Origin of the sequence: Aquibacillus koreensis (assembly GCF_025154055.1) — a bacterium.
In the GTDB taxonomy this organism is placed as follows: domain Bacteria; phylum Bacillota; class Bacilli; order Bacillales; family Amphibacillaceae; genus Aquibacillus_C; species Aquibacillus_C koreensis.
The window spans coordinates 73069-85992 of sequence record NZ_JAOALK010000037.1; the positions used below are offsets into that span (position 1 = coordinate 73069).

13 protein-coding genes are annotated in these 12924 nt (G+C 37.3%); 6 read left to right on the plus strand and 7 right to left on the minus strand.

Translation table 11 applies throughout. The features are described 5' to 3' along the window. Positions 1-254: 254 nt before the first annotated feature. Positions 255-902 carry a lysozyme family protein gene (locus NYQ66_RS10430; RefSeq protein WP_259869307.1) on the plus strand — a complete coding sequence of 216 codons (648 nt, stop codon included), beginning with the start codon at positions 255-257 and terminating at the stop codon, positions 900-902. A 72-nt stretch (positions 903-974) separates the two neighbouring features. After that, positions 975-1916: a nucleoside hydrolase gene (locus NYQ66_RS10435; RefSeq protein WP_259869308.1), complete on the plus strand. Its 942-nt coding sequence runs from the start codon at positions 975-977 to the stop codon at positions 1914-1916. Positions 1917-2148: 232 nt separating this feature from the next. Here NYQ66_RS10435 and NYQ66_RS10440 read toward each other — a convergent pair whose 3' ends face one another. The 3 genes from NYQ66_RS10440 to NYQ66_RS10450 form a co-directional block, all read right to left on the minus strand. After that, positions 2149-2949 carry an SDR family NAD(P)-dependent oxidoreductase gene (locus NYQ66_RS10440; RefSeq protein ID WP_259869309.1) on the minus strand — a complete coding sequence of 267 codons (801 nt, stop codon included), beginning with the start codon at positions 2947-2949 and terminating at the stop codon, positions 2149-2151. Between the two features lie 116 nt (positions 2950-3065). Continuing rightward, positions 3066-5669, minus strand: a complete 2604-nt coding sequence (gene adhE / locus NYQ66_RS10445) for a bifunctional acetaldehyde-CoA/alcohol dehydrogenase (RefSeq protein WP_259869310.1) — start codon at positions 5667-5669, stop codon at positions 3066-3068. A gap of 57 nt (positions 5670-5726) precedes the next feature. Then, positions 5727-5957 (minus strand): hypothetical protein, encoded by a 231-nt coding sequence (locus NYQ66_RS10450; RefSeq protein ID WP_259869311.1) that lies wholly within the window; start codon positions 5955-5957, stop codon positions 5727-5729. A 168-nt stretch (positions 5958-6125) separates the two neighbouring features. Here NYQ66_RS10450 and ltaE point away from each other — a divergent pair, with 168 nt between their 5' ends. Both ltaE and NYQ66_RS10460 read left to right on the plus strand, forming a co-directional pair. After that, positions 6126-7148 (plus strand): low-specificity L-threonine aldolase, encoded by a 1023-nt coding sequence (gene ltaE / locus NYQ66_RS10455; protein WP_259869312.1) that lies wholly within the window; start codon positions 6126-6128, stop codon positions 7146-7148. Between the two features lie 34 nt (positions 7149-7182). After that, positions 7183-7872, plus strand: coding sequence for a YjjG family noncanonical pyrimidine nucleotidase (locus tag NYQ66_RS10460; protein ID WP_259869314.1), 690 nt, complete (start codon positions 7183-7185; stop codon positions 7870-7872). Positions 7873-7917: 45 nt separating this feature from the next. Here NYQ66_RS10460 and NYQ66_RS10465 read toward each other — a convergent pair whose 3' ends face one another. Both NYQ66_RS10465 and NYQ66_RS10470 read right to left on the minus strand, forming a co-directional pair. Further along, positions 7918-8064, minus strand: a complete 147-nt coding sequence (locus NYQ66_RS10465) for a BH0509 family protein (RefSeq protein ID WP_259869316.1) — start codon at positions 8062-8064, stop codon at positions 7918-7920. A gap of 421 nt (positions 8065-8485) precedes the next feature. Continuing rightward, positions 8486-8905, minus strand: a complete 420-nt coding sequence (locus NYQ66_RS10470; protein WP_259869317.1) for a pyridoxamine 5'-phosphate oxidase family protein — start codon at positions 8903-8905, stop codon at positions 8486-8488. A 157-nt stretch (positions 8906-9062) separates the two neighbouring features. Here NYQ66_RS10470 and ytzI point away from each other — a divergent pair, with 157 nt between their 5' ends. Next, complete coding sequence (gene ytzI, locus NYQ66_RS10475; protein WP_259869319.1) at positions 9063-9221, plus strand: YtzI protein; 159 nt, start codon at positions 9063-9065, stop codon at positions 9219-9221. Between the two features lie 53 nt (positions 9222-9274). On the opposite strand, the gene NYQ66_RS10480 is transcribed toward ytzI, so the two are convergent. Then, the gene (locus NYQ66_RS10480; protein WP_259869321.1) at positions 9275-10441 is read right to left on the minus strand and encodes an iron-containing alcohol dehydrogenase; all 1167 of its coding nucleotides are present in this window, start codon (positions 10439-10441) and stop codon (positions 9275-9277) included. A gap of 528 nt (positions 10442-10969) precedes the next feature. Next, positions 10970-11860 carry an SDR family oxidoreductase gene (locus tag NYQ66_RS10485; RefSeq protein ID WP_259869322.1) on the minus strand — a complete coding sequence of 297 codons (891 nt, stop codon included), beginning with the start codon at positions 11858-11860 and terminating at the stop codon, positions 10970-10972. A gap of 170 nt (positions 11861-12030) precedes the next feature. Here NYQ66_RS10485 and NYQ66_RS10490 point away from each other — a divergent pair, with 170 nt between their 5' ends. Continuing rightward, positions 12031-12924 (plus strand): TetR/AcrR family transcriptional regulator, encoded by an 894-nt coding sequence (locus tag NYQ66_RS10490; protein WP_259869323.1) that lies wholly within the window; start codon positions 12031-12033, stop codon positions 12922-12924.

The following is a 12924-nucleotide window of genomic DNA, read 5'->3' on the forward strand; positions in this document are numbered from 1 at the left end:
TTTTTCTTTCTTTTTACAGACTCATTCGATACTTCTTTATTCTTCATAAGATCACCTCAATGTATGTTAAAATGATGATACTTTATTAAGTATATGCGTAAGGGGGTTTTTTTGGATAAGGCAGGTAACCTGTTTCAGAAAGAATTTAATGATAGTGTACTAGCTGTATAAAAGTGAAATTAATAGATAAAATAACAAGTAGAGTAAAAGACTAGAATATTAGTGAATTAGAAAGGATAAGGTGATCGGATTTTATGACTAAAAAGAAACACACATCTGTTGCACATATAGGAGCCATCCTGCTAATACTGGTCGCTTTTTTCATTTTATTTGAAGATAATAATAGAGAACCTCTAGAATCCAATAATATAGAAAAGTCATTAACCGAAGAAGTAATACAGTATAAGCCACTTGTGAATAAATACTTGAAAGAACATAATAAGGAAAAATACACTGCAGTAGTTCTTTCGTTGATGATGCAAGAGTCTAGTGGAAGAGGGAATGACCCGATGCAAGCTTCGGAAAGTTATTGCGGCGAAGTTGGATGTATAGAAGATCCTGAGGTATCTATTAAACAGGGAGTTGCTTATTTTTCTAAGGTGCTGGAACAAGCCAATGGGGATGTGAAGCTTGCTTTACAATCCTATAACTTTGGTATCGGATTTATTTCTTATGTTCAAGACAATGGTGGGCAGTACACAGAAGAATTGGCTATTCAATTCTCACAAAAAAAGTATGAGGAACTAAAGCATACAGGAATCTATAGCTGTATAAGAAAAGAAGCTGAACCCTATAATGCTTGTTATGGAGATTTTATGTATGTCCAAGCTGTGTTAGACTATTATTCTGATGCATTATCAAGATTGGATAAAAGTACGCAGGTTGCATTAGTGAATGAGTAAGTTCCTCGACTATGTCCCAACTGTTTTATATTGTTTAGAAAAAAATATGACCATAATTTAAAGGAGATTCGTATGACTAAAAATGTGTATCTTAATCATGATGCGGGTGTAGATGATCTCGTATCGTTATTTTTATTAACCCAAATGGAAGACATTCAGTTGACCGGTGTATCGGTTATTCCTGCTGATGGTTATTTGGAACCAGGAACGGATGCTAGCAGAAAAATTATTGATCGTTTTTGTTCTTATCCGGTTGAAGTGGCAAAATCTAATTCAAGAGCAGCGAACCCGTTCCCGGCCGAGTGGAGAATGCACACATTTGTGGTTGATGCTCTACCTATTTTAAACGAAAGCGGCAAAATGGAAACACCATTAAGTGACTTGTTTGCGCACAAACATTTAATTGAGACATTGAAAAAAACGAAAGAGAAAACGACACTTCTTTTTACTGGACCCCTAACTGATTTAGCAAGAGCACTTGATGAAGCTCCTGAGATTGAAGACAAAATAGAAAAGTTAGTATGGATGGGTGGTACATTCCAAGAAATGGGGAATGTAGAGGAACCAGAGCATGATGGAACTGCGGAGTGGAATGCATTTTGGGATCCATATGCAGTGCAACGGGTTTGGGCAAGTGGATTAAAAATAGATATGGTTGCTTTAGAGAGTACGAAACAAGTTCCGTTAACATTAGAAGTAAGAAATAAATGGGCATCAGAACGCAAATATGAAGGAGTGGATTTTCTAGGTCAGTGTTACGCAGCGGTACCTCCATTAGTACATATGGAGACAAACTCCACGTACTATTTATGGGATGTATTAACTACAGCCTCTGTCGGAAGAGAAGATTTGGTTTCTTCAAAGGTAGTAAAAAGCACGGTTATTGCGGAAGGACCAAGTCAAGGAAGGACAACTCAATTAGATGAGGGCAGAGAAGTCAATGTTGTGTATGATGTTAAAGCGGATGACTTCTTTAGCTATATTATTGAATTAGCAAAGAAAATAAGTAAATAGTTACGTTGCTATCTTGCTTAGTCGGGACATCCTAATAATATGCGGGACATAACATTGCCTGGGAAATATTACCCCCTTACATGAAGAGGGATAACAATATTAATTCTTTTGTAATGCGTAGATGTAAGGAAAACGTTCTTATAGTACATATGAAATCGATATGAATACTTCAAACGGCACTAAGCTATTAGTGCCGTTTTGTTTACATATTAATTAAAACGAAAATCCCTCTTTATCTCATCACAGCTCCGCCAGATATTTTCACGGATTCACCTACAATATTTGTTGCAGCATCTGATAATAGGAATGCAATCGTGTTAGCAACTTCCTCAGGTGTTGATATCCGGCCGGAAGGTAACCCTGTGTTTGCCAACTTATATTGTTGATCAAAACTACGGTTCTCTCTTTTAGCTTTCGCTTCAATTGCTTTTCTCCCCATCTCTGTCTCTACAAATCCAGGACAAACCGCATTAACTCTGACCCCATGCTCAATTGCTTCTAGAGCAAATGCGTGTGTGAATCCAATTAATGCAAATTTAGAACCACAATAGGCTGTTCCTCCGTAAGTTCCTCGCAGACCGGATAAAGAGGAGACATTCACAATCGCACCCTTTTTATTCTGTTTCATTTGTTTATACACTTGTTGGGATAAAAGAATTGGAACTGTATAATTCATATGCATCACTTTTTCTAATTCGTCTTGTGTTAAATTTTCCACTATATCTCCGCCAAGTACCCCAGCAGCGTTAACTAATAAAGATATATCACCCATTTCTTTCGAAGCAGTATTCACTAAATACTCAATTTGATTGGAGTCACTAAGATCTGCTTGATACATAAAAACAGATGCTTGTGGGTTTTCATCAAATATTTTTTCTTTTAGTAGCTCTAATTTATCTTGTTTCCGCCCAGTGATTGTTATATTTGCCCCCATACTAGCTAAAACCAGAGCAGTTTCGAAACCAATTCCTCCAGTGGCACCTGTAATCAAAGCGTGATGATCTTTTAACGCATCTTTTGAATATATAGACATGTGAACGCCTCCTTTTAGTCTTATCTAACTCATACCCTTCTAGATGAAAAATAAAAAATCCTCCCACACTTGTGGGAGGATAAATATATATATATATAGGGAGGTAGTTTTAAAACTTAAACGCCTTTAAATGTATTTCGGTAAACTTCTGCAAGTTCTGTTACTAAAGGTAGTTTAGGGTTTGCTGTTGTACATTGGTCTTCAAACGCACGTTCAGCTAAATAGTCTACTTTTGCTTCAAAGTCTTTTTTGCTCACGCCATTTTCAGCAATGCTCATCGGAATGTTTAATTCTTTAGCTAGGCTGATAATTGCTTGCACTAAGCTTTCTACACCTTCTTCTGTTGTTCTTGCTGGTAAACCTAACACTTTAGCAATTTCAGCATAGCGCTGGTCTGCAATAAAGTGTTCATATTTCGGGAATGCAGCGAATTTCTTCGGCTTAATTGCATTGTAACGAATAACGTGTGGCATTAAGATTGCATTTGCACGTCCGTGAGCAATATGGAATTCGGCGCCTAATTTGTGAGCCAGGCTATGGTTAATACCTAAGAACGCGTTGGCGAAGGCCATACCTGCAATCGTTGATGCATTATGCATTTTTTCGCGAGCTTTTTCGTTAGAACCATCTTTATAAGCCTGTGGTAAATATTCAAATACAAGTTGAATTGCTTTAATAGCTAAACCATCTGTATAGTCATTTGCCATGATAGACACGTATGCTTCAATTGCGTGAGTCAATACATCCATTCCCGTATCGGCAGTTACTGCTGGTGGAACAGTCATCACAAATTGTGGATCGATAATGGCAACGTCTGGTGTTAATTCGTAATCTGCTAACGGGTATTTAACATTATTTTCTTTATCTGTAATAACCGAGAATGATGTTACTTCTGATCCAGTACCAGATGTAGTTGGAATCGCTACAAACTGTGCACGTCGTCCAAGTTCAGGGTACTTGTAAACACGTTTGCGAATATCTAGGAATTTCTGTTTTAAGCCATTAAAGTCTGTTTCAGGATGTTCATGGAATAACCACATTCCTTTTGCAGCGTCCATCGCAGATCCACCACCAAGTGCGATAATGACATCTGGTTGGAATGCATCCATCGCCGCAGCACCACGCATGACTGTTTCTTTAGATGGATCTGGTTCTACATCAGAGAAAATTTCACAGTGTACGTAATCTGCACGTTTACGCAAGTTATATAACACTTTATCAACATAGCCTAGTTTAACCATCATTTCATCGGTAACGATAAATGCTTTTGAAATCTTAGGCATCTTAGCTAAATATTGAACAGAATTTTTCTCGAAATAAATTTTTGGTGGTACTTTGAACCATTGCATATTAACATTCCTTTTCGCCATCTTCTTTACGTTGATTAAGTGAACAGCGCCTACGTTTGTAGATACAGAGTTACCGCCATAAGACCCACACCCTAGTGTTAATGATGGCATGTAAGCATTATAGATATCGCCGATTGCTCCTTGAGATGATGGTGCATTAACGATTAGACGACCTGCTTTCATTCTAAGACCAAATGCATCAATCACTTCTTGGTTTTCTGAATGGATAACTGCAGAGTGTCCGAGTCCACCAAATTCTAGCATTTCTTCTGCGCGTTTTAAGCCTTCTTCCACATTCTCCACCTTATATGCAGCAAGAACAGGGCTTAATTTTTCACGAGAAAGTGGGTGATCTGGTCCTACACCAGTTAATTCAGCTATAAGAATCTTCGTATCCTCAGGTACTTTAACACCTGCCATTTCTGCGATTTTAACAGGTTTCATACCAACGATAGATGGGTTGACAGCGCAAGTATTTTCATTAATTACTAACTTTTCGACCTTCGCTTTTTCGGCAGGACTCAAGAAGTAACAACCATTATCTAATAATTCTTTTTTAACTTCTTCATATATTTCTTTATCCACGATCACAGCTTGCTCAGATGCGCAGATCATGCCGTTATCAAATGTCTTAGATAGAATTAGATCATTGACAGAACGTTTGATGTTGGCAGACTTTTCAATGTAACATGGAACATTACCAGGTCCAACACCTAATGCTGGTTTTCCGGAACTATAAGCCGCTTTCACCATTCCGGCTCCACCTGTTGCAAGTATTAAAGAAACGCGGTCATGGTTCATTAATGTTTGCGTTGCTTCCAATGACGGTTGTTCAATCCATTGAATACAGTTTTTCGGTGCCCCAGCCTTTACAGCTGCATCGTACAAGACGCGCGCTGCTGTTGAGCTACTTTTTTGAGCAGATGGATGGAAAGCGAATATGATTGGGTTACCTGTTTTAATTGAGATAATCGCTTTGAACATCGTTGTTGAAGTTGGGTTGGTAACTGGTGTTACTCCAGCAATTACGCCAATTGGCTCTGCAATCTCTACAACGCCATCATGTACATTCTCATTGATGACACCAATCGTTTTATCGTACTTGACGTTGTGATAAATATATTCTGTAGCAAAGATATTTTTAATGATTTTATCTTCATAAACACCTCGACCAGTTTCTTCAACTGCTAATTTAGCTAATTGCATATGTTGATCCAAGCCAGCCAAAGCCATCTGTTTAACAATGTCATTCACCTGTTCTTGGTTCAATTGTTTCATTTCTACCAATGCTTGTTTTGCTTGATCTACTAGTACATCAATACTTTTTGTTACATTGTTTTCTTGTGTAGGCTTATTTATCACCTTAGCCATGGTAAATCCCTCCTAGTTAAATTTGTGAACTGTTGAGCATGAAACCCCATAAATGATTTACTTTGCTGACGACGGGTTACGGGGGATCTTAACAAACGAAACATCCCTATACATCCTTGCGATTGGTTTGATGTTGACGACAAAGTTTTTTGTCCAAATCAAGCTCGGTATATCTTTTTTCTCATCAAACATCATTGCTTCAAATTCATCACCAATTTCTGCTTCAAAGCTTTCGCGTGTGTATATGTCTGTTTCGGTACCGAAGTTTTTCCATTCGTATAAGATCATTTTTTTCACCCCTTCGCTCTTTATATTTTTACTATATCAGGTGATAGCGTTTACAAAATGTGGCAATTGTGGCAAGTTTGTGAAAAGTTTCACAAGTTGTGTTGAACACTACTTTATCTATTTTTATAGTAAAATAGATGGGAGATTGTATAGAAGGAGGGCATAGCCGTGATCGATTTACGAAGTGACACTGTTACGCTGCCAACTGCAGCAATGAGGAAAGCTGCTTATGAAGCCGAGGTAGGGGATGACGTCTACGGAGAGGATCCCACTGTGAAAAGGTTAGAAGAGACAGCTGCTAATATATTAGGGAAAGAAGCGGCTTTGTTTGTCACAAGTGGTACCCAAGGGAATCAAATTGCAGCTTTGACACATTGTAAACCGGGTGATGAAGTGATTATGGAAGCAAGTGCACATATTTATTTATATGAAGCAGGTGCTTTCTCTGCGCTAGCTGGCGTTCAATCACGCCCGATTCAAGGTGTGAAAGGAGCGATGGATCCTGCCGAAGTAGCTGCTGCTATAAGAGCTGAGGATATCCACTTTCCTGAAACAACGCTAATCTGCTTAGAGAATACCCACAATAAGGCTGGTGGTACAGTTATTCCACTTGATAATATGAAACAAATCTATGAGGTAGCAAAAAAACATCATATTCCGGTACATTTGGATGGTGCACGTTTATTTAATGCATCTGTTGCATCGGGAATTGCGGTACGTGAATATGCCAAATACACAGATACGGTTCAATTCTGTTTATCAAAAGGTTTAGGAGCGCCAGTAGGTTCTATTATTGCTGGAGATCAAGCATTCATTCACAAGGCGAAGAAATGGCGCAAACGTTTGGGTGGTGGTTTAAGGCAAGCTGGTATGATAGCCGGACCGGGCTTAGTAGCGTTAACGGAGAATGTGGAACGTCTGTCGGACGACCATGAGCTCGCGAAGAAATTAGCGGACGGTATAAACAATATTCCAAATTTAAAAGTTGAAAATGATGTGGAAACAAACATTATCTTAGTGAATGTGGAAGGTACAGGATTGACTGTGGAACAGTTCTTAGAGCAACTTAAACAGATCGGCGTTTTAGCAGTTCCATACGGACCAACAACGATTCGTTTTGTTACACATCTTAATATCTCTAAAAAGGATATTGATGAAGTTTTAGAACGTCTGCAAGCAATGGTTAGGTAATTAATATCCCGGGTAAAAAAAGGGGAAACAGTTAATGAAGAAATATAAAACACTATTATTTGATATAGATGATACGCTATTAGATTTTGGTGCTGCTGAAAAATTAGCTTTACAGTTACTTTTTGAAGAGCATGATTATACATTAACTCCAGAAATGGAGACCCACTATAAAGAGATAAATCGAGGCCTTTGGGAGTCATTTGAGGAAGGCAAAATCGAAAGAGAAGAAGTACTTCACACTAGATTTTCCAATCTATTTAAAGCATACGGATTGGAAGTGGATGGGGTATTATTGGAAAAAAGTTATCGGAATTACTTAGGACAGGGAAACCAACTATTAGAAGGTGCACTAGAACTGATATCTGATCTCACACAACACTATGATCTGTATATTGTTACAAACGGTGTTTCAGTTACGCAACGCAAAAGGTTGAGAAATTCTGGCTTATTCCCACTCTTTAAAGACATCTTTATTTCCGATGAAATTGGATATCAAAAGCCTTTAAAGGAGTTTTTTGATCATGTATTCTCCAGTGTGCCAGACTTTGTAGCTGAAGAGACTTTAATTATTGGAGACTCTTTAAATGCAGACATAAAAGGTGGACAACAAGCAGGCTTGGATACGTGTTGGATCAATCCTTCAAAAAAGCATAATCATACAGGTATTCGTCCGACTTATGAGATGGAGAGATTGGAAGAGCTGTATCAAATCTTAGGTAAATAATAAAAAAACAGCTCTTGTGCTTAGCGCGAGAGCTGTTTTGTATTTTTACATAAGATCATATACAGAATCTTCAAAATAGAGCCAGTGGAAATATTCAATTTGTTCATCGGTCATAATTCCGATTTCTTTAAGATTGAATTTCTTCTTTTCTAATAAGTGTGTCACTTTAAAATTTCTTTCTGATTGGCTCATACGTAATCCTCCTAATAAACCATCCTTAAAGGAAGTGTTTATGTTGTAATCGCTTTCTTTTTCTTCTTGTCTCTATTATATATCTCATAATGAGATTAAACAAATATCAATTTGAGATTAATTGCTTCGTGAATAATACTAGATAGTGATTTTAAGTTCGTAATTATAGAAGACAGATTCAGGGTCAAAAACCTTAATCTAAACCACCCAATCATATAGTGTTTATATTAAAACGTAATATTCTATATAGGCTTTCATTTAGAATTTCGTATTAAGTAGGACTTATTCGTTGGGGAAATTGCAAATCATATGTTAATTAGATCTATTGCGTGGAATTCATTCATTAAAGAGCATAATGAAAGAAGTTGCCAGATATGTATCCAACAACTTCTTGTTAAAACTTACGAGGCAAGCTCGAAACTTATAGTTCTAAAATTCTTGGTTCGTGGTCTTCTGTGTTCATTAATCGAATTTCAGTAGGGGTTATTTTCAATACAGAATAGTTCGGATCCTCTGGGCCATCAAACCATGGTTCTAGCTTCTCATTCCACAGTTTGGATTTTATGCCTTCTGTGTTCTCAACATCTGCCTGTCCTTCTATTTCTAAATATTTATCATTTAGTCCATCATAAGTATAGCCAATCAGAATATGAACATTTGGATTATTTTTAATATCATCGACTTTATGTGTATGATTATCTGTTGCGGTGTATAGAGTTAAATCGTCATTGAAGAATGTCATATAGCGAGAAAATGGCTTTCCATCTTTAACAGTTGCTAGTGTACCTAATTGATGGTCGTTGAGAATTTTTTCTACTTCACTTTTATTCGCTGATTGCACTTTTATGTCACTCCTAATCCTTAAGATGTTAGACTATCACTATTATGAGGTATCTCTTACGGTCTTATACATGATGAATAGATAGATGGCACTTGTTTCAATGGGAAAATGGGCTTATTGTATAAGTAGGGATGCAAGGGTAGAGAGGGGTAATAAAATGGTTGTTGTGATTGTAGTTTGTATTGTAGTGACTTTGCTTGTCTTATGTTTATCACTACTGACAATAAACAAAGGTTATGCTTATAAACATACAGTGGACCCAATACCAGAGCCAGACTCTAATAAAGAGGATCCAAGTAACCGTACAAATGAATAATTAAATGTAAAGAAACCTGAACACGTCTAGTGATTCAGGTTTCTGCTTTCTATTTATAGGCTTGCGCGATATATGGCAATGGAATCTTCTTTTGTTAACTTTTTAAAGTTTCCAAATTCAGATGAAGCAGTTACTGTTTTTTCTGCCATAAGTTCAACGCTATCTTCTGTAATATCATAATCAGCTAATCGAGATGGTGCTCCAATACTTGTCCAGAATTCGCTAAGCTTCTTAATGCCTTCGAGTCCAACTTCGCGGTCGGTTTTACCTTCTGGATTCACATCAAATACGTTAAGAGCTAATTTCTTGAATCGGCCAACATTTGCATCAATCGTGTGTTCCATCCAGTGAGGAAATAAAATTGCTAACCCACCACCATGGGGAATGTCGTGTACTGCAGACACTGCATGTTCTAAGTTATGCGTTGCCCAGTCGCCATGGTAACCCATATTTACCATGCCATTTAGCGCCATTGTTCCATTATAAAGAATGGTTGCTCTATGCTCGTAGCTTTCTAAGTCTTCTAATAATTTTGGTCCGGTTTCAATTACTGTACGTAAGATAGCCTCCACCATGCGATCTTGCAATAATGTATTTTCTTCATGATGAAAATAATGTTCTAATGCATGAGACATCATATCTACAATCCCGTAAATGGTTTGATCTCTTGGTACAGAAAAAGTGTTTACCGGATCAAGGATAGAGAATTTAGGGTATGAGAAAGGGCTTCCCCAGCCATGCTTTTCATTTGTTTCCCAGTTTGTAATAACAGAACCAGCATTCATCTCTGAGCCTGTAGCTGCTAGTGTTAATACCGTTCCAAATGGTAATGCATCTTTGGCAGTCGCTTTTTTAGTGACAATATCCCAGATGTCATCATCTGTTTTAGCGCCAACTGCGATAGCCTTCGTGCAATCAATCGTACTTCCACCGCCTACAGCTAAAATAAACGCAATGCCTTCTTTCTTACAAATGTCTATGCCAGCTCTTGCGGTTGTCACGCGTGGGTTAGGTTCTACTCCACCAAGCTCAAAAACCTCAGCACCAATTTCTGCTAGTAAGGACTTTGTCTGATCATATAGTCCATTACGTTTGATGCTCCCGCCGCCGTAGACAAGAAGAACCTTCTTTCCGTATTTAGGTACTTCCTCTTTTAATTGTTCCAACTGGCCCTTACCAAAAATTAATTTTGTTGGATTAAAGTATGTAAAATTTTGCACAACAATCACCTCTTGGAAAGATTTTCGTTTCAATCATAGCTTATCCTTCTCACCACTATTCATTAAAATAGATTTTAGGAAAAAAGTAAAATTATAATACTTCATACTGGTTAATTTGTTTGAGGCATATTCATTTTTGAAACGTTGGATTAGATGGAAACCTGTCATAATAGCATCCAGCTGAGATTTCACCACTTAATCCCTGAATGCTAGATGGATAATGAAATTAAACGGACATTTTTTCCTCTATTTTAGTAATTTCTTAGTCATTTAGCATTTTGTCGGACATTTTTTCCGTTATTCTATAGAAAATGAAAGATTGTTGCTTCTAAATGAAAAAATAGCGGAAAAAATGTCCTCGAGAAGCCATTAAAACGATTGTTTAGTGAAAATAACGGAAAAAATGTCCGCTTATAAAGGTCATTGTTGATAGTTCCTGATTGTTAAGTTACAACGGATTCTATGGTAAGTATGCGAAAGACAATAAATTAAAAAGGTTTCACTAAACAGTGAAACCTTAACAAGGTGTTAGGAACTTACCATGGTACCTCCATTAACATGAATAACCTGGCCAGTGACATAAGAAGAATCAGAGGAAGCAAGATATACATATGCCGGTGCTAATTCAAATGGCTGTCCTGCTCGTTTTAACGGGGTATCCTTTCCGAAATCATCTACGGATTCTGCAGAAAAACTGGAAGGGATAAGTGGTGTCCAAATCGGCCCTGGTGCTACGGCATTCACCCGGATCTTTTGATTAGCTAGATTTTGAGATAGGGCACGTGTAAATCCAACGATTGCTCCTTTTGTTGCAGTATAATCGATTAATTTTTTGTTTCCTTCATAGGCAACAACTGATGCGGTGTTAATGATGGAACTACCCTCTTTTAAGTAAGGTAATGCAGCTTTTGTTAGATAAAAAAACGAGTAAATGTTTGTCTTAAATGTAGCATCTAATTGTTCTGTTGAAATGTCTAATAAATTATCTTGTGGAAATTGCACTCCATGATTATTGACTAGAATATCAAGCCTTCCGAAATGGTTAATTGCATGTTTAATCACTTGCTTGCAATTATCTTCTTCTCGTAAGTCTCCGACAAGTAAATAGCACTTGCGCCCTAGTTGTTCTATTCGTTTTTTTGTGCGAAATGCATCTTCATTTTCATATTCGTAATAATAAGGAATAACAAGGTCTGCACCTTCTTTCGCAAATGCGATTGCTGCAGCGGCACCAATTCCGCTATCTCCACCTGTGATAATAGCAACCTTTCCTTTAAGCTTCCCAGATCCTACATAATCTCTGTCTTCTATAATTGGCATAGGTTTCATAAGCGACTCAATGCCTGGTTGGTATGCTTGGTGTTGTGGGGGAAAGTCAGTTGGAAGGTTCTTATCATTGTTTTTTCGTTGTTCATTCATAAAGTCCATCCTCCTCGTGAACAATGTATTCATCTACCGCAGTAGGCGTTCATCCAAACCATTTAATTGACTTACATCGTTTAGTTTACTATAATCACTTGATATGCCAGAACTTAAAGGTGTAAAAATGACTAACTGGTCAAATGGTTATGGTTAAAGGGGATTCTGCCATGGATAAAAGAAAAAACATAATAGAAGCAGCGATGAAATTATTTGCTGCTCATGGTTACTTCTCAACCTCAATGCAAGAAATTGCTTCGGAATGTGGTATGTCAAAAGGGTCTTTATATAATAGCTTCGAATCAAAGGAAGACTTACTCCTTCAAGTTTTTCAATATAACCATGAGAATATGATGAAGCGAGCTCAATATATCACGATTGATACAACAATTCTTCCAAAGGAAAAGCTAAGAAGATTGTTGGTAGTTGAATTTGAAGGTATCCTGCAAAACAAAGAATACTTTAATCTACTATCAACATCTTTACCGAATGATAAGCGTAATCAGTTTCGACCATTGATAAGGCGAATGCGTGCTGAGATGATGAATTGGCATAAGGACATGATTCAACAAGCCTACACAGAAAAAGTGAATGATCACGTTTGGGACATCGTGATAACGATTCATGGTGTACTAAAAGAATTTATACAATTTAAAATTCAGGAGAAAATAGAGATCGAACCTGAAAGAGTTGCAGCATTCTTACTATTTAATATAGATGCAATGATTAATCATGAAGAAAAACCATCTCCAGTTATTCCAAGACAAATGATGAAGTCATATGAAACGTTTGCTATAGATAAGAACGTTATTTCTAGTAAGGAACAAATGGCTGAAGTTTTGGAACGTGTAAAGCAAAAATCTAAGACGATAAAAGATAGTGAAAAATCCACCTCTGATTTAATAGCGACGGCATCTCTTTTAGAAGAGGAACTGGATAGTAAAGAGCCAAGGAAATTCCTCATTGACGCACTATTAACATATGTAGAGGAAATTCCTGTGCTTGAACAAGAGATAAAAGAAATAAGAATACTGCTAGATGTATTTGATCACCAAGGAGGGTGA